Here is a 21,681-nt window from a genome sequence, read left to right as displayed (position 1 = left end):
CGCGGATGGCGCCGCCCAGGCAGGTAGCAGCGCCGCCAAAGGGCTCTATTTCCGTAGGATGGTTATGAGTTTCGTTCTTAAACATCACCAGCCAATCCTCCTGCTTGCCGTCCACCTCAATAGGCACGACGATGGAGCAGGCGTTGATTTCCTCGGATTGGTCAAGATCTTCCAGCTTGCCCTCCTTACGCAGCTTTTTCATGCCGATGACGGCAATATCCATCAGCGTTACAGGGCGTTCGGTATTTTCGCCGTAAACCTCGTCGCGGGCGGCCATGTATTTATCATAAGCCTCCTGAACCGGCTTGGTATAGGTTCCGGGAACAATCTCCACGTCCTCGATTTGCGTCATAAAGGTAGTATGACGGCAATGGTCGGACCAATAGGTATCCAAAACGCGAATTTCCGTAACGGTGGGCTCGCGGCGTTCTTCATTAAAATATTTCTGGCACCACAGCAAATCCTCCAGACTCATAGCCAGGCCCATTTCCTTGCGCAGTCCCTCTGCTTCCTCTTTAGTCATAGTCAGGAAGCCTGCCACGCTCTTTACCTTAGCAGGCTCCTCGCAGGTACTGATTAAGGTTTCCGGCTTAGCCTGCTCCGATTCGCGGGCTTCAATGAGGTTAATGCAGTAAGCCTTGATTTTGGCTACGGCGTCTGCGTCCAGCTGTCCCTGCAAAATATAGACCTTTGCGGCGGCTACCGTCGGGCGTTCCTTTTGGGTAATCAGCTGAATGCACTGCTCGGCAAAATCCTCGCGCTGGTCGTACTGTCCGGGCAGCAGCTCCACCGCAAAGGCTTGCTCGCCTTCTGCCAAGGGCAGCTCCTCCTCAGTCACCGTATCCACCGGCGGCTCGGACAGCACCAAAGCCTTCGCCATGGCAAATTCCTCATCGCTCAAGCCCATCACATCGTAGCGATTGACAATGCGGATATTCTGCAGTCCGCTCATTCCCAAATTGCTGCGCAGGTCTGCCAGCAAGCCATGGGCCTCAACGGCAAAAGCGTCCTTCTTCTCCACAAAAATTCTTCTGATATTATTCATATACACAGCCTCCAATCAAAATTTTCGAGGTTCATACTTATCGTTTCGTATACTATATTGTAGCACATTTCCGCAGCATATCCAATATCATACCTAAAGAATATTAACCGGGCCTTACGCCAGCAAAGAAAAAGGCCGCCGCGTATGCGGCAGCCCCGAAGCATTTAAAAATATTCGTTATTGTAAGTGCGGCATTTGGGAAAGAGCTTATCCAGCAGCGCCAGCTTTTCCGGAACAGCGGCCTTCAGCCGGCCTGCTTCCCACAGCTCGGCAGCGCTGAAAGCGCCCATATACAACTGGGTAAAGGCTCCCATATCCATCGTAACTTCCTCCGCGTCCAGAGTGCTGACCGCCTCCAACGAGCCGGGAGCTGTTTTCAGCTTCAGCAAATGATTATTGCGGTCAATCAGCTTATCCGTCAGCAGCAGCACCACGCTGTCCTCCGGCAAATCCTGCGGCGCGGCCAGCTTAGCCAAAGCGATGCGCGCGTCAATGCAGCGCGCCATCATAAAGGGCTGTACGCTGCCAGTCAATGCCTGATCCTTAAAGCCCAGATAGGTTTTATCCCAGGGTTCCGCCAGCCAATACAGCTTCTTCGCCGAGCTCTGATGCATAGCCGCATAGCCCAGCAAGCGCGTCCGCACGGCAAAATTCTCTGCCAGCAGCTCGATGATGGTAAAGCGTTCCTCCGCCACCTTGTACAGCATATAGCCCACAGCTTGCTGCTGGCGATAAACCACAGCGCACTGCACCTGCTCCAGACCATGCACAGTCAGCAGCTTATTCCACTGAAAATCCGTGCGCACAGGCACGCCGTTCCAAGCGGCAGTTAAGCGGGCGTACAGCGGCGCTAAAATCTCCTGCCGCAACGGCTCCCGTTCTACCTGCAGTCCGTCGTCACCCATAGTAAAGCTCAAAGAGGTCAGCGGCATTTGGTAAGCGTGACGGTAATAGCAGTAGCTGAATTCGTAGGGCAGATAAATACCGGCAAAAATCGGCATCAAGGTAACAAAGGAAAAATTCTGCGAGCGCAGTACTTCAAAAGTAGTTTTCAGCAAAGGCCCGAAAGCATGCTGTCCCCTGGCTTCCGGCGCAGTAGCCACGCCAACTAAATAAGGCGTCAGCTCCTCCCTGCCGCGCAGGCGCAGCATATACGGATTGATATGCACCATGGAACGCAGCCGCTCCCAATCGCCAACCTTCTCAAAGGCGCCGATAACCATATTATTTTTGCCGCAATATTCTTCAAAATAATATTGAAAGAAGGGATCGTCCTTTTTCTCGAAGCAATAATCCCACAAATCGCGCACCTGCTGCATGCGGTCTTCGTTGACAACACGATAGATCATGATCCACCTCAACCGAAAATGACGTTATACTTCTTAACCATAAATTCAGGATGCAGCGCTTCCTTAGCTGTACGCAGACCCGGATGCCCCATATCCTCTTCCCTGTTCAGGTAAGTAACGTCGCCCCAGGCATGAGCGGCAAATTCTTTAGCCATGGCCGTATACAGACCGCGCACCTCATGGCTGGCCTTTTCCACATGCAGCACCGCCGTATCGTCGTTAATTTTTTTGCCGAAGCTAAAGGCCTGAATCTTGCCGTCAAAACGAATAGCCCCACCCCGCAGCTCCAGCTGCTCAAAGCTCAAAAACGCCTCCTGAATAGCGTACTTTTCGCATTGCAGCGAGGGGTCCTCAGCCATATGCTCGTCGCACCAGCGCTCGCCAAAATTCAAGCATTCCATCATATTTTCAAAGGTAATGGGCTCGTAGGTAAAATCGGGATGCGCCTTTACAAAGGCGTTGTAGTGATTTTTCTGCCCGTGCAGCTTGCGGCCCGACAGCGTCGCCAGCTTCTCGCGCAGATACACATAATCCCAATTATCGCGGTCCTCGATAAATTCCAGACCGGGCATTACCCTTTCAAAGCGTTCTTTAGTGAAATCGTAAATGCCGTGCATCTCGAAAGGCTTGCCCTGATGCTCCTCTTTCAGCTCCTCCATGAGCTTGGGCAGATCCTCGTCGCGGCCGCCAAAGGGCTGAATATAAAAATCTACATTATTGCGTTTAACCTTCAACAGTAAAAAATCATGAGCCACGCACCAATAAATATGATAACAGTCGCGCCAAACGAATAAATTAGAAAAGGCGCATTCGCTGCCGCGCTGATGCGTCTTGGATATATAGCTTTCAAACAAAGGCTTCTGCGCCAATGTTACTTCCTTAAATTCTAAAATTTTCTAAACCTCCTTGTTGTTAATATTTGTTAAACTATATTTTGCTGCGAAGCAGCGGCAGCAGCCGTTCTGCCAACAGCACGCCTCCTATGCCGGTCAGCAGCTGGGGCACGCTCATAGCGAACAAAGCGGCTTTGCGCACGGCAGGATTATCCAACTGCAAAAAGCTCAGAACTATCCACGCAAGGCACAGCATAACCGCCGCTTTACATAGAGCCGGTAGCGCTGCCGCCAGCCAGCGTCTCTGCCCCAGCCAGGACAGCGCCAGCACAAAAACGCTGTTGCCCAGCCATACTACCGGAATCAGCAGCGGCAGCGCCAGCTGTCCCTGCGCATAAGCCGTAAGCGGCAGCAGCAGGCCCAGCAGCAGCGCAGCACTTCTGCCGTTCAGCCGCAACGTTACCGTCAGCATCATATGCACCAGGGTGCCAATGATAAACGTCGACAGCAGCAAAGGCAAGGGCAGCACCAGCCGCAGCGCTTGCAGCACCAAAGCCAGGGCCAGCAGCAGCGCGCCCCTGACCATCGCAGAGCCGCCCATTATTCAGCAGGGCATTCCTTGCCCACAAACGCTTCATAAGCAGCCTGTAATTTTTGCGCCAGCTCGCCCGGCTTGCCGCCGGCTACAAAACTGCGGTCAATCTTGGTAACAGGCATAAATTCGCAGCGCGGGCCGCACAGGAAAGCCTCGTCCGCTTTTAAAGCGAAATCCTTATCAAAGGCGCGCTCGATAATCTGCACGTCCATATCCGGCGCCAGACGCTCTTTAAGCAGGCGGCGGGTAATATTTTTATGGATGAAATTATTTTCCGGATGGGTCCACAAAATGCCGTCCTTATAAATAAAAAAGCTGGCCTCCGTGCTCTCGGTAATTTTGCCGTCGCGCACAAACAGAGCGTCAAAGGCGTTGCTGATAACGGCCTTCTGCTTAGCCAAGACCTCCGGCAGGCGGTTCAGAGTATTGACGTCGCAGCGAGCCCAGCGCTCGTCCTTTTCCGTAATAACGTTAACGCCCTTGGCTCTTTTAGCGGCCAGCAGCTGACGGTCCACCGGCACGGCGAACATGGTCAGATGCGGAATGCTCTGCTCCGGATAGGGCAAACCGTAGGGCGCGCTGCCGCGGGTAATTTGGGTATAAACCTCGCACTCCTTCAGACCGGTGGCCTGCAGCAGGCTTTCGTGGAATTCCACCAGCTCCTCAATCATATATACGCCGGGAATCTTCATAGCGATAACCGAATCAAAAAGATTATTCATATGGGGCAGCAAAGCAAAGCAGCGTCCGTTATAAACCGGCACCAGCTCGAAAACGCCGTCGCCAAAATTATGGCCGCGGTCCGCAACGTCGATATAGGCTTCTGCCTCCGGCATAATCTCGCCGTCCACCAACACTAATTTTTCCTGATTTTCACTCATCGTAATTCCTCCATTTGCTGTATCTCGTATTGTTCATTATTTTTTTACTTTTTTATGCGTGCCAACCCTACAAAATATTGTATAATAATAAAGTAAGGTGACAATATTGTTATTATACACCATATCAATGCCTTTTGGCAAAATTTGTCGCAAAGAAGCCACAGCAAATTACTGCGGCTGTTTTTATTTGCTCACTAAAAAACACGTAAAGGAGAATGCTATGAGCCATCTGCCAACCATCATCAGTGACCTGGCCATGATCCTGTTAGTTGCCGGCGTTACTACCATCCTGTTCAAAAAAATCAACCAGCCTCTGGTGCTGGGCTACATCATCGCCGGCTTTATTACCGGCCCTAATTTTTCCTTCTTTCCCACCATTGCCGACAACGCCAACGTGCAGGCCTGGTCGGAAATAGGCGTAATCTTTCTGCTGTTCGCGCTGGGTCTGGAATTCAGCTTTTACAAGCTGAAAAGCGTAGGCAGCACCGCCTTTATCGCTACGGCCGTAGAAATACTTGGTATGCTGGCCGTGGGCTACGCGGCAGGCACCATGCTTGGCTGGAGCCATATGGACAGCCTGTTTTTAGGCGGTATGCTCTCCATGTCCTCCACCACCATTATTATTAAAGCCTTCGACGACCTCAAGCTGCGCGGTCACAGCTTTACAGAAGTGGTGTTCGGCATCCTCATCGTCGAGGATATTGCAGGCATCGTTATGATGGTTATGCTGTCCACCATGGCTGTAGCTGCCTCCGGCATTTCCTCTGCCGAGCTGCTTTTAAGCATCGCCCGCTTGGTATTTTTCCTAGTGCTATGGTTCGTCCTGGGCATGTACCTGGTCCCCAGCTTTTTCAAATGGGCGCAAAAGCTGATGAACGACGAAACCCTCGTCGTATCCTCCATCGGCCTGTGTCTGGGCATGGTAGTGCTAGCTACTAAGCTGGGCTTTTCCGCCGCCCTGGGCGCGTTTATCATGGGTTCCTTGATAGCCGAAGCGCCTAACGCTGAAAAAATAGAGCATTTAGTTGCGCCGATCAAGGATTTATTCGGCGCTATCTTCTTCGTATCCGTAGGCATGATGGTGAACCCCGCCCTGCTGCTGGAGCATTGGCTGCCCATCTTAGTTTTAGTCATTGCCACTATTATCGGCAAGCTTATCTTTTCCACTGGCGGCGTGCTGGCCTCCGGCCAAAGCCTGAATACCTCCGTACACTGCGGCTTTAGTCTGGCGCAGATCGGCGAATTTTCCTTCATCATCGCTTCCCTGGGCATGAGCCTAGGCGTTATCAGCGGATTTCTCTATCCTATTATTGTAGCCGTTTCCGTAATCACTACCTTTTCCACGCCGTTCTGCATTATGTCCGCCGAACCCTTCTACCAACAGCTGCTCAAGCTGCTGCCGCCGCGTTTGCTGAACTGGCTGACCCGCTACACCGACAGTAACACTGACAGCGGCAAGGATCAGGACTGGAAAAACCTGCTTTCCGCTTATATAATGCGTATGCTGATTTTCAGCACGCTGCTGCTGGCCGTGGCTATGAGCGCCGAGCATTACCTGCTGCCCTATATGCGCGATGCCCTGCGGATTCCCTACGGCAACTGGCTGACCGGCGCATTGACTCTCATCGTTATGGCTCCCATTCTGCGGGCAGTTCTGGTCAATAGAGCAGGTAATGCCGACCTGTTCTCCATTCTATGGTTCAAACGGCGCGCCAACCATCTGCCGCTAATGATTCTGGTGCTGGGTAAAATTCTCGTTGCCGCCAGCGCCCTGTACTTCATCTTTAACAAGCTTATCGGTCTGCATGGTATGGTGGCCTGCCTAGCTATCGTCGGCGCAGCCTACCTCATTTCCTCCTCCGATTGGCTGATGAGCGAATATCTGCGCATCGAATCCCGCTTTTTAGTCAACCTTAACGAAAAGCATATGCGCAAGCACCGCGAAGCCCTGGCCGAAAAGGACGAGCAGCATAATTGGTTCGACGAGGATTTACAGCTGGCCTTTTACGAGGTCAAGGACGATTCTCCCATCATCGGCAAAACCATGGCCCAGCTGGCCTTCCGCGAAAGCTACGGCTGCAATGTGCTGCAAATCACCACGCCTGCGGAAACGGTGGATATGCCCGGCGGCGAGCAAACCGTAGTCAAAGGCTCCACCCTGCTGCTCATTGGTACGGCAGCGCAGCTCAAGGTTTTTGACGGCGCTATTGCCCAGCGCCGCCTAGCTCTGCACCGCCAGAAAGCGCCGCAGACGCTGCGCCAATTTATGCTGGCTAATGATAGCACCCATCCGGAGCAGGAATTCCTGTCGCTGGCTATTACCATCGACAAGCATTCGCCTGTTCTGGGAACCTCGCTGAAAGCAGCCAATCTGCGCCATAAATGGAGCTGCCTCGTTATCGGTCTGGAGCGCGGCGCCTTTACCATCACCAACCCCCACGTATCCCTGGTCTTTGAAGAAAACGACCTGCTGTGGGTACTGGGCAAGCAAAAAATGATCAACACCTTAATCAGAGAAGAAATCCTGTAATTACGAAAGACTTTCTTTATACCAATTACAAGAGTCTGACCTTTGAGCGTAACAGTTGCAATAGCTGTTACGCTCATTTTTATACCTGCATTCCGTGCCTGTTTATTCTTCCGCCTTAATGACGCCGTTTTGCCGCAGCCGTCTGATGCTTTCCTCCATGGTCAGCATGCCCAGCCTGCCTCCCATTTGTATATAGGACGGCAGCTGATGAATCTGACCCTCGCGAATCAAGGCACGCAGCGCATCTGTAGCAATCAGCAATTCGAAGGCCGCTACCCTGCCCCTGCCATCGGCTCTTGGCAGCAGCCTTTGGCAGGCCACGGCCTGCAGACAAGCCGCCAGCTGGCTGCGTATCTGCTGCTGATTCTGGGGCAGCGCTTCCAAAATGCGGCTGACGCTGCTGCTTATGTCGCCGGTGTGCATAGTAGCCAACACCAAATGCCCCGTTTCCGCCGCAGTTACCGCAATGGCTATAGTTTCCGCATCCCGCAGCTCGCCTACCAAAATCACGTCCGGGTCCTCGCGCAAAGCGCTACGCAGTCCGCTGGCAAAGCTTTTGGTGTCCCGCCCCACCTCTCGCTGATGAATCAAGGACAGCCCCGCCTCATAACAATATTCCACCGGGTCCTCCAGCGTCACGATATGCAGAGCCCGCGTCCTGTTGAGCCGTTGCACTAACGCCGCCAACGTCGTACTCTTGCCGCTCCCAGTAGGCCCTGTGACCAATATTAAGCCATGCCGCTTTTCCATCTGCCTGCACAAAGCGTCAGGTACGCCTAAAGCGGCGCAGTCCGGTACAGTATTGTTCAATAAACGTATCGCCGCGGCATATTCGCCGCCCTGCCGGAAAAGGTTCAGACGACAGCGCTGCCCCAGGCTGTCCGTCCAGGCGCAGTCGGCTTCTCCCTGACGTTTCAGCTGCTCCCGTACCCATGCAGGTAGCGGGGCCGCCGCGGCGGCTAAATCCCCTTGGCTTACCGTTGGTCCTGCCAGCGGACGCAGAACGCCCAACACTCGCGCTACAGGCACGCTGCCAGCCGTTAAGTGCAGGTCTGACGCTCCTATACTCCTTGCTTTTTGCACTAAATTATCCAGCATAAGCCTGCTCCTCCCTTATTCCTACGCGCCATAGTTCTTCCACGGTTGTCAAACCTGCCAATACCTTAGCCCGGCCATCGGCGTACAGGCTGCGCCAACCGTTGGCTGCTCCTGCCTGCAGCAGCTCGGCACGCGCCGCCCGGCGGCTGATAAGCTCCGCTAAATTTTCCTCCACCGGCAACAGCTCCTGCACCGCCAATCTTCCCCAATAGCCCCTATGCCGGCAATGCTCACAGCCCCTGCCGCGGCGCAAGCCAGCTATGCTATTGGCAACATCCCCCAAATAACGCCGTTCAGCAGCTTCCGGCGTATATTCCTCGCTGCAATACGGACAGACGCGCCGCACCAAGCGCTGGGCCAGCACTCCCCGTAAGGCGGCTGCCAAAAGGTAGGGCGCAACTCCCATATCCAGCAAACGCGCCACCGCTCCTACGGCGCTGTTAGTATGCAGGGTGCTCAGCACCAGATGTCCCGTCAGCGCCGCCTGTACGGCCATCGCCGCAGTTTCCCGGTCGCGTATTTCACCCAGCATAATGATATCAGGGTCCTGCCGTACCAGCGCCCGCAAGCCGGCCGCAAAATCAAGTCCGGCCTTACGGTTCACCGCTACCTGATTAACGCCGGACAGCTTATATTCTACCGGATCCTCAATAGTCACTAGATTCAACCCGTCCTGCTGCAATTCCCGCAGCGTTGCATACAGCGTAGTAGTTTTGCCGCTGCCCGTCGGTCCCGTAAGCAGAAGTAGGCCGTTAGCGGCTCTGTACATATTTTGATACAAGCGATAATTAATCTCGTCCATTCCTAACTCCGACAAAGCCCAAAGCTGCTGCTCCTTATGTAAAATACGAATGGCCGCTTTTTCCCCGTTAATTGTCGGCAAGGTTGAAAGGCGCAAGTCGATTTGCCTGTTCCCATCGTACAGCTGCCAACGGCCGTCCTGGGGCACGCGCTTTTCAGCGATATCCATACCGCTCTGCACCTTGAGCTGAGTCAGCAGCGTGCTATATTGGTTCATGGGTAACCGGCATAATTCCTGTAATAATCCGTCCACCCGTATGCGCACGCACACGCCGTCCTCCAACGGCTCCACATGTACGTCGCTGGCCCTCAGCTCTACAGCCTGCCATAACAGCTGCTGCGCTAATTTTCCTGTATTGCTCACTTCCATCTATCTTTTCCTCCCGTCAATATTATTTTTCCTGTGCCGCGGCGATAGCGCCATCACTACCATTCTAACAGAAAAATTTCTTTTGGCAAGATATTTATCTAAATTTTCTAATTTTTCTTAAATTTATCTTGCCAAGAAATTTATCTTACGTTACAATGTAATGGATGCATCGACTACATTACCCATAAAGGAGAAGCCATGAAAAAATCATTACATCCGCTGATACTGCTGGCAACATTTTGCTTGCTACTCTTAGAAGCGCCTTTGTGTTGTTCTGCGCAGCCTGCCCCTCGCAATCCCTTTTTAGCGCCAACCGCTTTGCGCCAGCCAGTCTCCGGCCCCGCTGTTCCCGCTGCGCTATCGGAGCCGCCCGTTTTACAGCTTTACGCTCTCAGCTACGCTAAGGCCGCCGAAGCTGCCGACGCCCTAAAAAGTTTATTCAAGGGTCAGCTGAGCGTGGATACCATAACTAACAGCCTGCTGCTCAACGGTACGCCACAGGAACAGCAAAAGCTATCCGGTATACTGCGCCAGCTGGATATACCCAGCAGGCAGGTAACACTGGAAGCAAAAATCATCGCCGTCAGCCGGGAGCATAATAAAAGCCTGGGCGTCAACTGGAACTGGGACGCCATCCCCCGGCGCGGCAATTATGAAAGCGACGATGACACGGACACAGCCAGCAATAATTACGACGGCAATTTTAAATTCTGGCGCGGCTACGCCTTTCGTTTCAACGCCACGCTAAATGCGCTTATCAGCCAGGGCAAGGCTAAAGTACTTGCCACGCCGCGCATCATCACCATTCCCGGCAAGGAAGCCAGTATTTTTATCGGCGACCACATTCCCGTACAGACGGAAAAGCACGACAACAGCGGCTCTTATATGTCTACGGAATACTTAGACGCAGGCATTAAGCTGCAATATACGCCCCTTGTCAGCAGCGACGGCCGCATGGTCACGGCGCAGGTACATACCGAAGTCAGCACGCCTGTACTCATCAGCGAGCTGCGCAATTACCGCATTACCAGCCGCACGGCCGACACCAACGTGCGTATGTTCAGCGGCGAAACTCTGGTTATAGGCGGCCTCATTAACGAAGAAGAGCAAAACTCCCTGCAAAAGGTGCCATTTTTAGGCGACCTGCCGCTTTTAGGCAATCTTTTTAAGAGCCGCACCAAAAAGCGCAGCAAGGTAGAAGTACTGCTGCTTTTAACGCCCCACATTACGGAAGCGGGCGCGTCCCCGGCAATTTATAATACTGCCTTAGAGCAGGAAGAAAATACAGAAGCATGAAAAAGGCTCGCTTTGCAATTACAAAGAAAAAATTCCCCTCAATATGCCAAAAAGGCCCGAACTCCAAGAGCTCGGGCTTTTAACATACAGCACTATAAAATTAATCGTTTGGCTGCGCGCCTCGCGGCGAACACAGCCTTACAGTACGGCTTACGCGCGGGAAATATAATCGCCGGTGCGGGTATCGATAGCCAGCACGTCGCCTTCGTTAATGAACAGAGGAACCTTAACGACATAGCCGGTATCCATGGTAGCGTTCTTGCTGCCGCCGGTTGCGGTATCGCCTTTAATACCGGGCTCGGTTTCTACAACGGTCAGCTCTACGGTGTTCGGCAGGTCAACGCCCAGTACGCGGCCTTCGTAAATCATAATCTTAACGTCCATGTTTTCTTTCAGGAAGTTCAGAGCGGTGCCCAAAGTTTCCTTGCTCAGCTCGGTTTGTTCATAGGTTTCGTTATCCATGAATACATACATGCCGTCGGATTCATAGAGGTATTGCATTTCGCGGCGGTCGATGCGAGCCTTAGGCATACGCTCGCCTGCGTTAAAGGTACGCTCAACCACTGCGCCGGTGCACAGGTTACGCATTTTAGCGCGAACGAAAGCAGCGCCCTTACCCGGTTTTACGTGTTGGAACTCAACAACCTGCCAGGCGTCGCCATCGATGGTTACGGTTACGTTAGTTTTAAATTCGTTAGTAGAAATCATTGGAAGCCCTCCTATAAATTTAAAAATTAGACAATTTCAATAAGCTGCTTTTTGACGCCGTTTAAGGCACGCGCCCCTTCCTCAGTCAAAACAACAGTATCTTCTATACGAACCCCGCCTTTGCCGGGAATGTATATACCTGGTTCAATAGTAAAAATCATGCCGGTTTGCAGTACTGTTGCGCCCCGTTTGTTGATATTGGGCATTTCGTGAATCTCCAAACCAACGCCGTGCCCCGTGCCGTGTACGTAATAATCGCCATAGCCGCAGTCGGTAATGACCTTGCGCACCACAGCGTCCAGCTCCCTGCCGGTCATCCCGGCCTGAGCCGCCTTCAAGCCTTTCAGCTGCGCTTCCTCCACAATGGTATAAATCTCCTTGTGCCAGGAATTAGCCATGCCCAAAACCAGCGTCCTCGTCATATCCGAATGATAGCCCTGATACACGGCGCCGAAATCGAAGGTAATAAAATCGCCTATTTCCACTACCTTATCCGAAGCCATGCCGTGGGGCAAAGCGCTGCGCGCGCCGCTGGCCACAATGGTATCAAAGGAAGTTTTTTCGCTGCCCAAAGCCCGCATATAATATTCCAAACGTCCGGCCAGGCTGCGCTCCGTGCGCCCAGGCTGAATATCGTCCAAAAGCTTGCTAAAGGCCTCGTCGGCAATGCTGGACGCCTTGACCAAAAGATCCAGCTCCTTCTTATCCTTAATCATGCGGATAGCGCTCAAATCTACGCTTTCCAAAGGCGTTTCCCCGACCAGCTCCTGCAAGGTAACGTAATCGTTATAGCTGTAGCAGGCGCCGTCAAAGCCAATCACCAGGGAGCCAGACTTCCGCGCCAATCCGGCTGCCGCCTCCCAAATGCTCCTTCCATTCACAGGCGCATATTCCCGCACCTTGAACAGCTTCATTTCATGTCGGGCCTGCTCCGTATAGCGTCCGTCGGTAATCAGCACGCCCTGCTGCCTGTCTAAATACAAAAGGCTGGAATCGCCGGTAAAGCCGGTGAGATAACGGATGGTAGTGACATCCTTGATAATGACACTGTCCACTTGCATCTTGGCCATGATTTCCAAAACCTTATTGATGCGCGTCATTAACCATCCCTCTTTTCTTTATAGTTGCGCCTAACGCTAGGCACTGCCTTTTTATTTTACCACTCATTGGCAAAACTTTCAAGAATTTCAACCTTAAACGGCATATTTTCTATGATATCCACAGTATCGAAATAGGTATCGGGCGTTACGTGGAATTTAATCAGGCCGCTGCTGCTGTCGACGGTGCTGACCATCGCCAGATGCTCGTAGCCCTCCATAATCCAATTCACGTCGGCAATATGCTCAGGCGCTACCTGAGCGTAGATCATACTGTGAGGTCCAGGGTCGTTATCGCTCATTCTTTGACAACCTTTCTGCGTAATAAGCTACAGGGCAACAGCTCTGTCGCGCTGTATGCCGAAAATTTTTGCTGGGCATGGGGCGCGCAGTCGATGGCCGCGCCGTCCGCGTCCTGCATATCCTTAAGGGTAAAAGGCAAAAGCCGGCCGTCGGGCTGCAGCAGCTCCAAGGGCTCGCCTGCCTTAACATTATTGCGCTGCTCAAAATATACCCGCTTATTGGCAGCGTCATAGCCGGTTACAATGCCGACAAAATCATGGGTCTGCTCGTATTTTGAAGAAGTATAGACCTGCGCGTTATGGTCGGGCTTGCTGACAGCAAAGCCCGTCGTATACTGGCGGTGGGATACCTTGTTCAGCTCGGTTATCCACTCCGGCGGCACGCTGTAATGTTCCCTGTCCTGCCAGCAGGCGTCGATAGCCCAGCGGTACACGCTGACCACCGTCGCCACATAATGCACGCTCTTCATGCGCCCTTCAATTTTCAGGCTGCATACGCCTGCGTCCATCAGCTGCGGCAGATATTCAATAAGGCATAAATCCTTGGAATTCATGACATAGGTACCGCGCTCGTCCTCTTCCAAATCAAAATATTCGCCGGGACGTTTGCCTTCGGCCAGCTTATACATATCGTATTCCCAGCGGCAGGCCTGCGTACAGGCACCGCGGTTGCCGTCGCGCCCGGTCAGATAGCTGCTCAGCAGACAGCGCCCCGAATAAGAAATGCACATAGCGCCATGGACAAAGGCCTCCAGTTCCACCGAGGTTTTAGCGCTGATTTCCTTTATTTCGCCCAGCGACAGCTCGCGAGCCAGCACTACGCGCTCGGCTCCCAGCTGCTCCCAAGCCTGTGCGGCAGCGAAATTCGTCGTATTGGCCTGGGTGCTGACGTGCAGCGCCAGCTTTGGCACTACCTGACGCGCGGTAGCCCACACGCCGATATCGCTGATCAGCAGCGCGTCCACCTTGGCCTGCTCCAAACCCCGCAGATAATCCGGCAGCTTGGCAATGTCCTCATTATGGGCGAAGATATTCACCGTCACATACACCTTTTTACCCAAGCTGTGGGCATAAGCCGCTATTTCAGCAATTTCGTCCAGCTCAAAATTATTGGCGAAGGCTCGCAGGCCGAACATTTTACCGCCTAAGTAAATAGCGTCCGCACCATATAAAAGAGCCATTCTGCCTTTTTCCATATTGCCTGCCGGAGCCAGCAGCTCCGGCTTTTGTGTTAATTTAGCCATGAAACTCCTCCGTTAAGCATCAGCCAATTTCCTCGATAGCCCGCAAATGCTCCGCATAGGATTTAGTAAAGCGGTGATGCCCGTCCTTTTCCGCCACAAAGTACAAGTAATCATGCTGCTCCGGCGCCAGCGCCGCCTTAATGGCGCTCAGGCCGGGGCTGCCGATGGGGCCGGGCGGCAAGCCCTGCCGCTGATAGGTATTATAAGGATTATCTATTCTGGTATCGGCAAAGGTAACTATTTCCTTCTGTTCGCCCAGAATATATTGAATCGTCGTATCGGACTGAATCGGCATACCGATTGCCAAACGCCTTAAAAAGACTCCGGCAATGCGCGGCTGCTCCTCGGCATACACCGCCTCCAGCTCCACCATCGCCGCCAGATTAACCACGTCGCGCAAGTTTCTTCCCTGCTCTGCCGCCTGCTTGGCGACGCCGGACTCTTGCATTTCGACATCAAACTGCCGCACCATAATCGCCAGCAGCTTGTCCTCGCCTGCGCCCACCGGGAAATCGTAGGTCGCAGGAAAGGCAAAGCCCTCGGCCTTGTACAGCACATTAGCATCGTCCGTCTGCATATAAGCGTAGGGAGCGTAATTTTTAGCGGCAGCCATGAACTTAGCAGCGCTGCCCAGGCCCTCCGCCTCCAGCTTACGGCCAATCTTAGCGATAGTATAACCCTCCGGCACCGTAAAGCGCGCCATCGTAATATGCCCCTTGACCATCACGTCCACTATCTGACTATTGCTCAAGCCGCCCTCTATCTGGTAAGGCCCCGCCTGCAGCTTAGTCGCCAGTCCCTTAAAGCTGGCCTCGTAACGAAAGGCCGCCGGGTCGCGGACCAGCTGCTTTTCGTGCAGCAGTCGGGCGATATCCGCCGTCGTCATGCCTTCCTTAATGATAATCAAATGGGAGCCCGGCGCAGCAAAATCCTTATTATCGCCGCGCGCCTGCATCATCGCCACAAAGCCCAGCAGCGCCATTACCGCGCAGCCAGCCAGAGCATAATACCATTTCGTGCGCAAAAAATCCTTCAGCTTTTCCAAATCCATCAGCAAATCTTCACCACTCGCCTTTAAATTACACCAGCGCAAAAAAATACCGGACCGCAGTCCGGCAATTTTTTATTCTTCTTCGTCAGAACAATACTGGTCGTACAGCTCGGAAACTGCTTCATATTCCTCGTCGGTCGGACCAACATAAACGGCCTCGCCATTTTCGTCGAAATCGATGCGGGCGATAATAGCGACATCGTCGTCCTCATCTTCTTCGTGATGATGGCAATCGCATTCCTCATCCTCGCAGCAGTCGTCATCGATGCCTACCAGTACGGCAAAGTTCTTGCCGTTGTAAGGAATAACCATTTCTTCCATAAAATAGCTTTCGTTGCCGTTCTCGTCGGTCAGAACAACTACGTCCACCTCTTCGGCTTCTTCCTGCATAGCCGCCAATTCTTCGTTATTAATATCTTTCTCGGTCATTAGTGCACCTCTTTTCACAAAATAGCTTACTCACGATATTTTATAATATAAACCATGCTTCTGTCAAATTTTAAAGCTTTTGCTGTCCAGATAATTTTGCAGAATCACAACGGCGGCCATCATATCGATAACCTTTTTCCGCTTTTTGCGGCGCATATCCGCGTCCACCAGCACCTTTTCCGCAGCTACGGTCGACAGCCGTTCGTCCCACAGCACTACCTTGACCGCAGGAAACATTTTCCGCAGCTTAGCGGCCATAGCCTCGCAGGCCTGCGCCCGCTCGCCGATAGTACCGTTCATATTCTTGGGATAGCCCACAACCAGCGTATCCACCTCATGCTCCTTAATAAGCTGGGCAATACGTGCGTAATCCCGCTCTTCCGAGGTGCGGTGAATGGTTTCCACGCCATTGGCAATCATGCCCAAAAGGTCACTGACGGCAATGCCTATGGTTCTTGTTCCTACGTCGAGGGACATTGTTCGCATCAGGTCCACTCCTTACTATTTGCCAATCTGCTTCAAATAGCTGATTACCATCGCCTCAATCAGCTCGTAGCGCTCGTGACGGCGCAGCTTGGTGCGGGCGTCGGCGTGACTGGTAATATAGGTCGGGTCGCCGCTCAGCAGATAGCCTGCCAGCTGGTCCACCGGATTATAGCCCTTAGCCTCCAAAGCGGCGTAAACCTCTTTTATCGTTTCTGCAACATCCAGCTTTTCCGGCTGGCGTTTAAACATCATTGTTTCCTGAGATACTTCAGTCATAATATTACACCCCCTTATAAGTGTATAGTGTTATTTTAACACATCCATAAAAAAATTAACAGTAAAATCAGCGTAACAAAAGTATGCTCCAAAGAAAGATTTAATTTTCCCCTGTTACTTTACTTACATAAGCCTGTAAGCAAAAAGGACTGCCGCCATAAGCAGCAGTCCTTAATTCTTTTTAATACTAAAAATTAGTGGTTTTTACGCTCGTTGAAGCAATCGCGGCAGTATACCGGACGATCGTTGGAGGGTTTGAAGGGAACCATGGTTTCCTTACCACATTCAGCGCAAACTGCGGGGAACATTTCGCGTTGAGGACGCTCGGTAGCGATGCCCATGCGCTGCTTGCGAGCTTGGCGGCAAGCCGGGCAGCGGCGGGGTTCGTTAGTGAAACCCTTTTCTTCATAAAACTCTTGCTCGGAAGCAGTGAATACGAATTCGTTGTTGCACTCACAGCAGGTTAAAGTCTTGTCTTCTTTCATTGTTTAATCACTCCTAATCATAGATAAAACATACCCCACAGAACGCCTTAAGATATACTTGCGCTTTCCTCCGTCATCTATGATAGAAGAAGTTAGTAACTTAAACGGACCACTGAGATACACTAGTATCAGTATATATTAGCAACTAACAAAAGTCAACAAAAGTTATGTAAATTATTTCATCTTACAGAAAATTTTTCACAACTTGCTTAAACGACGTGCGCTTCTACGCTACCCGCCAGAAAATCAGCCACGTTCATCGTATCCACGCACAGGGAGCCCTGCCAATCGCTCAAGGTAGATACGGACACATTATAGACGCTCAAGCGCCACAGATTATTCAGCGGAATGCCCAGAGCCAAGCACAGCTGCAAGCGAATAATACCGCCGTGGGATACGATGGCAATATTCTTATCGTGTCCCTGCTCGGCAAAAATTTGCTCAAAGGACAGCTGGCAGCGGCGCTGCGCGGCGGCAAAGGTTTCGCCGCCCGGCGGTTCCCACTCGGCCGGACGATGCAAAAAATTCTCCATCTCCCTGGGCCAGCGGCGGTTGATTTCGCCGTACTCCAGCCCCTCCCAATCGCCGAAGCTGATTTCCTTTAATAAATCCATGGGCTTATAGGCTAAATTTTTGCTCAGCGCCAGCTCGGCGGCCGTCATGCAGGCTCGCAGCATAGAGCTGCAATAAATAGCGTCGATGCGTTTACCGGCCATGTACTGCACCATCTGCCGCGCCTGTGCCAATCCCGTGCCGTTAAGCGGCAAATCCATCTGCCCCTGAAAGCGATGCCCCTTATTGCTGTCCGTTTCGCCGTGGCGAATCAAATAGATCTTGCCCATTTTATTGTACCTGCTCCTTTTTTACCTGCTCGGCCAGGGAAAATTCCTTCATTTCCACATGTACGCCGGCTTCCTCGAAGGTTTCCATCTCTTTATAGGCCTTGAGCCCAGCGTTAAACAAGGTAAAGCACAAAGCAGCGCCCTCGCCCGCGCCGTCGGGAATATTCAGGCGCAGGGGCGCAACCAGCCCCAAAGCCTTCAGCGCTTCCTCCGCGCCCGGCTCGGACGACACATGCCCGGCAAAGCAGTAGTCGATAGCGGCAGGAGCTAAAGCCACAGCCGCCTGCGCCGCCTTGCAGGCAGCCACGCCGTCCAGCATTACGGCCACGCGCATGGAAGCAGCCTGCAAAATACCGCCGGTCATAGCGGCGCGTACAAGAACGTCCTCCGCATCAGCCAGGCAGCCAAAGCCGATTAAGCCCAGACCGTTTTCATGCACCAGCTCCTGCACCAAAGCGGCGCCCTCCTCCATAGCGTCGGCTTCGTTGTCGGATGTTACAACCAAGGCCACAGCCTTAGCGCCGGTTTCTGCCGCCAGCACGTTGACGGGACACTTAACCTGCATAATCTTCTCTGCCTGAGCCGTTTCCTGCAGCGAGCACCACACCAGCAAATCGCGCTTAGGATATTCCAAGTCCAACTTATTGTATTCGCCCACAACGGCAGCGTAGCGCGCAGTCATCTGCTCCAGCTGCGCCAGACTGCCCACAGGCTTAATCAGCGCGTCAAAGCGTGCCTGGGCCAGCTTGGCGCAGTTTTTATCGGAGGGCGTAATTTTTTGAATAATTTCTTCTATATGCATGATAATCTCCTCTATATAATATATATGGCGCACATCAAATAAATAACGACGCCGCATTCAGTCAAGAATCCGTAGGTATCGCCGGTCAGGCCGCCCAGCTGCCCTGTAAGGAAACGGGCAATAAACTGGCACAGCCCAAAGGCCGCCAATGCCGTGTATAAATACGGCAGGCCGCAGGCCGCTGTCAGCGCGGCGCACAGCCCAAAGGCCACATAGGTATACCAGGGCTTGGCATAAGCCTTGAACATCAATCCGATGCCCTGCTTGCGCGGATACGGGTAATTGATAATATAGCTGACCATAAAGGTGCGGGTGCAGACGTACATAGCCACCAGCGCGTAAGACAGCTTTACCGGCTCCAGCGTCGTATAGGCGGCCACCTTTAAAAGCACGATGCACACCAGCGCAATAACCGCATTAGAGCCCACATGACTGTCCTTCATAATTTCCAGCATCCGCTCCCTATCACGGGCGCTGAACACGCCGTCTGACGTATCCATAAAGCCGTCGTACATCAGCGCGCCGATAATCAGCAGCTCCGCCAAAATCAGCATCACGGCCCGCATCAAATCGGGGGTATGCAGGTAATACAGCCCGTAATTAACCGCGCCCATAAAAAAGCCCATAACCAAACCTACCAGCGGAAAATAAGGCACGCTGCGGCTAAAATCGTCGTCGCGCCAATCGGTACGATGGGAAAAGCGCAGCCTGGTTAAAAATTCCAGACAGGTTACAAAATCGCGCATAGCCTCACCTGCTTAAAGTATTGTACACATCGATTGCCGCCTGCAAAACCACGATAGCCAGACTGGCTCCGGTACCCTCGCCCAAACGCATGCCGGCGTCCACGATGGGTGTCAGGTGCATTATTTCCAGCATTTTTTTGTGGGAAATATCGCTGCTCAAATGAGAACACAGCATATAATTGCGGCTTTCAGGATACAGGCCGTAAGCCAACAAAGCCGCCGCCGTAGCGTTAACGCCGTCCACCATAGTCGGCACGCGGCGGCGGGCAGCGCCGATAATCACGCCTGCCAGACCGGCATGGTCATAACCGCCAACCTTGCACAGCACGTCCATAGCGTCGCCCTGTACCGGCTTATTCTTCGCCAGGCCGTCGATAACCACCTGACGCTTAATCTTCATGCGGTCGTCGTTAATACCGCTGCCGCGGCCTACAGTCAGCAGCGGGTCCAGACCCATAAAGGCACTGGCAATGGCGGCGGTAGAAGTCGTATTGCCAATACCCATTTCGCCGGTGTACAGCAAATTATAGCCCTTGTCGATGCACAGTTCGGCCATTTCAATGCCCACCTGCAAAGCAGCTTCCGCCTGCTGGCGTGTCATAGCCGGGCCCTGGGTAAAATCGTTAGTACCCCAGGCCACCTTTTTGTGATACACCCTGTCCAAATCGCTTAAATCGAAAGCCGTGCCTGCATCGCACACATACACATCAGCCTTGGCATGGCGCGCCAGCACCGACGCGCCCGCCGTTTCGCGCATATAGCCGTTAATCATCTGGCGCGTTACCTCCTGGGGATATGCGCTGACGCCGTACTTAGCGATACCATGGTCGCCGCACATCAGCACCATGGCCGAACGCAGCTTTTCCGGCAGCTCCTTAGCGGTCATGGCGGCGTATTGCTCTACCATTTCCTCCAGCTTGCCTAAATCCTTGCCAAATTTATTGACGGTTTGCCAGCCACGGCGCACCTCTTGGGCTCTGTCCTCGTCCAGAGCCGGAATTACGATATTCTCCATGTTATACTCCTTCATCCTCAAATTTAAACGCTAATTTCTTCACGTCCACAGCCTGCCCCGCCACGCAGTAATACACATGGTCGGCAGCCTGCGCCACTCTTTGGTTTACCCAACCGGCCAGGTCGCGGTACTCGCGAGCCATCTGGTTATCCGGCACGATACCGCCGCCAACCTCGTTGGTGACAAAAACGACGATCTTGCCGCAGCGCCGCGCTGCTTCCAGCACCTTGTCGATCTCGCGGAAAACGTAATCGCAGCGCTCTAAAAATTCACCTTCCGGCGCGTTCTTGCCGTAAAACAGATTGGACATATAAATCGTCAGGCAGTCGAACAGCACCGCCTGCGTATCTGGTCCCAGCTTGCCAAAAACTTCTTCGGCATGATACGGCGCTTCGTGGTTTACCCAACGCCCGTCGTTGCGCCGCTCACGGTGCAGTCGCACACGCTCGGCCATTTCCTCGTCCAAAATCTCGGCGGTCGCTATGTAATCGCATTTGGGAGAAAAATGCAGCACATAGCTTTCGGCAAATTCGCTTTTGCCGCTGCGGGCGCCGCCCGTAACCATAATCAATTTTCCAGCCATTGTAGCCTCCCTTCATAAGAAAAGCCTCCCACTGCTGGCGGGAGGCTCCAAAATACACTTATCCTCTATTAAATTGCGCACGCAAGCCAGCCTATCTCCCGTAGGCCCACGGCTTCGCAACAGGCAGGTCTCCTGGCTTAGCTTCATCGCCCACAGCGCCTTCCCAACTTGCGTCAGTGACATAATTGCCTGGGCTCCGCTTACAGTAGCGGGACTGCTCCGGATTCGCACCGGTATTCCCTTTTCAGCAGCGGCCGCAGCCGCCGCACCTGTCAAAAATTTCCAAATATGTATATTCTACGCCTTTGGTAAAATTCCTGCTAAGGATAGAAGAAAAAACGGACATTCCATTCTTAATGCCATAAATGCTTTTGTAGCTTTTGCCTTCTGTACCCTGCCAATACTTTTTTCGATAATCCTAAGCGCTACAAACTCGTCTGCATAACTTGTTGCAGCAGAATTTGCGATATTTAGTTAATCGTAATTAAGTAAATTATAATATACTGAAATTTAATAAAACAAGTAAAAATTAACCCTGCCGCCGAAGCGACAGGCTTTAAACTTTTCCAGCGTCCTTGTTGTAAAATATTCTTCTAAAAAAACAACCCTCGCTTCCCTAACAAAGAGAAGCATGGGTTATTCTGCAGTATAAAAGGCCGGAAGCTTTGCTTTCGGCCTTAATTTACTATGGCAGGGGGACTAGGACTCGAACCCAGATCGACGGTTTTGGAGACCGTTGCTCTACCATTGAACTATACCCCTATGGAGCGGAAAACGAGATTCGAACTCGCGACCCCCTCCTTGGCAAGGAGGTGCT

Annotated in this window: 22 protein-coding genes, 1 tRNA gene, 1 pseudogene and 1 riboswitch; of the genes and pseudogenes, 2 read left to right on the top strand and 22 right to left on the bottom strand. The window is 52.6% G+C overall.

Going from position 1 to position 21,681, the window contains the following annotated elements; genetic code table 11:
* From QZ105_RS06235 to QZ105_RS06215, 5 genes and pseudogenes are all read right to left on the bottom strand, one after another.
* Positions 1-1,045 (bottom strand): annotated as a pseudogene (locus QZ105_RS06235) (phosphoribosylformylglycinamidine synthase); the annotation flags it as partial.
* 164 nt (positions 1,046-1,209) lie between these two features.
* Positions 1,210-2,394 (bottom strand): GNAT family N-acetyltransferase, encoded by a 1,185-nt coding sequence (locus QZ105_RS06230; protein ID WP_293728989.1) that lies wholly within the window; start codon positions 2,392-2,394, stop codon positions 1,210-1,212.
* Between the two features lie 8 nt (positions 2,395-2,402).
* Positions 2,403-3,263 carry a phosphatidylglycerol lysyltransferase domain-containing protein gene (locus QZ105_RS06225; RefSeq protein ID WP_293728988.1) on the bottom strand — a complete coding sequence of 287 codons (861 nt, stop codon included), beginning with the start codon at positions 3,261-3,263 and terminating at the stop codon, positions 2,403-2,405.
* A gap of 58 nt (positions 3,264-3,321) precedes the next feature.
* Positions 3,322-3,813, bottom strand: coding sequence for a hypothetical protein (locus tag QZ105_RS06220; RefSeq protein WP_293728987.1), 492 nt, complete (start codon positions 3,811-3,813; stop codon positions 3,322-3,324).
* Positions 3,814-3,827: 14 nt separating this feature from the next.
* Entirely contained in the window at positions 3,828-4,703 is an 876-nt protein-coding gene (locus QZ105_RS06215) for an aminotransferase class IV (protein WP_293728986.1), read from the bottom strand.
* Between the two features lie 220 nt (positions 4,704-4,923).
* Here QZ105_RS06215 and QZ105_RS06210 point away from each other — a divergent pair, with 220 nt between their 5' ends.
* Positions 4,924-7,233, top strand: a complete 2,310-nt coding sequence (locus QZ105_RS06210; protein WP_293728985.1) for a cation:proton antiporter — start codon at positions 4,924-4,926, stop codon at positions 7,231-7,233.
* 102 nt (positions 7,234-7,335) lie between these two features.
* Here the strand turns inward: QZ105_RS06210 and QZ105_RS06205 are convergent, their stop codons facing one another.
* Positions 7,336-8,331 carry a type IV pilus twitching motility protein PilT gene (locus tag QZ105_RS06205; RefSeq protein WP_293728984.1) on the bottom strand — a complete coding sequence of 332 codons (996 nt, stop codon included), beginning with the start codon at positions 8,329-8,331 and terminating at the stop codon, positions 7,336-7,338.
* Entirely contained in the window at positions 8,321-9,502 is a 1,182-nt protein-coding gene (locus QZ105_RS06200) for a GspE/PulE family protein (RefSeq protein WP_293728983.1), read from the bottom strand. The genes QZ105_RS06205 and QZ105_RS06200 overlap by 11 nt, the downstream gene beginning before the upstream one ends.
* A gap of 198 nt (positions 9,503-9,700) precedes the next feature.
* Between QZ105_RS06200 and QZ105_RS06195 the strand changes: the two genes are divergently transcribed.
* On the top strand, positions 9,701-10,798 hold the full coding sequence (locus tag QZ105_RS06195; RefSeq protein WP_293728982.1) for a type II secretion system protein GspD: 1,098 nt from the start codon (positions 9,701-9,703) through the stop codon (positions 10,796-10,798).
* A gap of 150 nt (positions 10,799-10,948) precedes the next feature.
* Here QZ105_RS06195 and efp read toward each other — a convergent pair whose 3' ends face one another.
* From efp to QZ105_RS06120, 15 genes are all read right to left on the bottom strand, one after another.
* Positions 10,949-11,506 (bottom strand): elongation factor P, encoded by a 558-nt coding sequence (gene efp / locus QZ105_RS06190; protein WP_293728981.1) that lies wholly within the window; start codon positions 11,504-11,506, stop codon positions 10,949-10,951.
* 26 nt (positions 11,507-11,532) lie between these two features.
* A complete protein-coding gene (locus QZ105_RS06185; protein ID WP_293728980.1) occupies positions 11,533-12,606 on the bottom strand; it encodes an aminopeptidase P family protein in 1,074 nt (357 codons plus the stop codon).
* Between the two features lie 56 nt (positions 12,607-12,662).
* Complete coding sequence (locus tag QZ105_RS06180; RefSeq protein ID WP_293728979.1) at positions 12,663-12,905, bottom strand: DUF4911 domain-containing protein; 243 nt, start codon at positions 12,903-12,905, stop codon at positions 12,663-12,665.
* Complete coding sequence (locus QZ105_RS06175; protein WP_293728978.1) at positions 12,902-14,149, bottom strand: U32 family peptidase; 1,248 nt, start codon at positions 14,147-14,149, stop codon at positions 12,902-12,904. The genes QZ105_RS06180 and QZ105_RS06175 overlap by 4 nt, the downstream gene beginning before the upstream one ends.
* A 19-nt stretch (positions 14,150-14,168) precedes the next feature.
* Entirely contained in the window at positions 14,169-15,200 is a 1,032-nt protein-coding gene (gene mltG, locus QZ105_RS06170; RefSeq protein WP_293728977.1) for an endolytic transglycosylase MltG, read from the bottom strand.
* Positions 15,201-15,272: 72 nt separating this feature from the next.
* Entirely contained in the window at positions 15,273-15,629 is a 357-nt protein-coding gene (locus QZ105_RS06165; protein WP_293728976.1) for a DUF1292 domain-containing protein, read from the bottom strand.
* A 63-nt stretch (positions 15,630-15,692) separates the two neighbouring features.
* Positions 15,693-16,115, bottom strand: coding sequence for a Holliday junction resolvase RuvX (ruvX, locus tag QZ105_RS06160; protein ID WP_293728975.1), 423 nt, complete (start codon positions 16,113-16,115; stop codon positions 15,693-15,695).
* A gap of 15 nt (positions 16,116-16,130) precedes the next feature.
* Positions 16,131-16,391, bottom strand: a complete 261-nt coding sequence (locus QZ105_RS06155) for an IreB family regulatory phosphoprotein (RefSeq protein ID WP_293728974.1) — start codon at positions 16,389-16,391, stop codon at positions 16,131-16,133.
* Positions 16,392-16,585: 194 nt separating this feature from the next.
* Positions 16,586-16,876, bottom strand: coding sequence for a zinc-ribbon domain containing protein (locus QZ105_RS06150; protein WP_293728973.1), 291 nt, complete (start codon positions 16,874-16,876; stop codon positions 16,586-16,588).
* Positions 16,877-17,085: 209 nt separating this feature from the next.
* Entirely contained in the window at positions 17,086-17,718 is a 633-nt protein-coding gene (locus QZ105_RS06145) for a histidine phosphatase family protein (protein WP_293728972.1), read from the bottom strand.
* 1 nt (position 17,719) lies between these two features.
* Entirely contained in the window at positions 17,720-18,520 is an 801-nt protein-coding gene (locus QZ105_RS06140) for a nicotinate-nucleotide--dimethylbenzimidazole phosphoribosyltransferase (RefSeq protein ID WP_293728971.1), read from the bottom strand.
* Between the two features lie 11 nt (positions 18,521-18,531).
* Positions 18,532-19,266: an adenosylcobinamide-GDP ribazoletransferase gene (cobS, locus tag QZ105_RS06135; protein ID WP_293728970.1), complete on the bottom strand. Its 735-nt coding sequence runs from the start codon at positions 19,264-19,266 to the stop codon at positions 18,532-18,534.
* A gap of 4 nt (positions 19,267-19,270) precedes the next feature.
* Complete coding sequence (cobT, locus tag QZ105_RS06130; RefSeq protein WP_293728969.1) at positions 19,271-20,281, bottom strand: nicotinate-nucleotide--dimethylbenzimidazole phosphoribosyltransferase; 1,011 nt, start codon at positions 20,279-20,281, stop codon at positions 19,271-19,273.
* A gap of 1 nt (position 20,282) precedes the next feature.
* The gene (gene cobU, locus QZ105_RS06125; RefSeq protein WP_293728968.1) at positions 20,283-20,864 is read right to left on the bottom strand and encodes a bifunctional adenosylcobinamide kinase/adenosylcobinamide-phosphate guanylyltransferase; all 582 of its coding nucleotides are present in this window, start codon (positions 20,862-20,864) and stop codon (positions 20,283-20,285) included.
* A 104-nt stretch (positions 20,865-20,968) separates the two neighbouring features.
* Positions 20,969-21,152, bottom strand: a riboswitch (cobalamin riboswitch).
* Positions 21,153-21,552: 400 nt separating this feature from the next.
* A tRNA-Trp gene (locus tag QZ105_RS06120) sits at positions 21,553-21,626 on the bottom strand.
* Between the last annotated feature and the right edge of the window lie 55 nt (positions 21,627-21,681).

Origin of the sequence: uncultured Phascolarctobacterium sp. (genome assembly GCF_905212365.1) — a bacterium.
Lineage (GTDB): Bacteria > Bacillota > Negativicutes > Acidaminococcales > Acidaminococcaceae > Phascolarctobacterium_A.
This window is presented reverse-complemented; position numbering and strand designations above follow the sequence as displayed.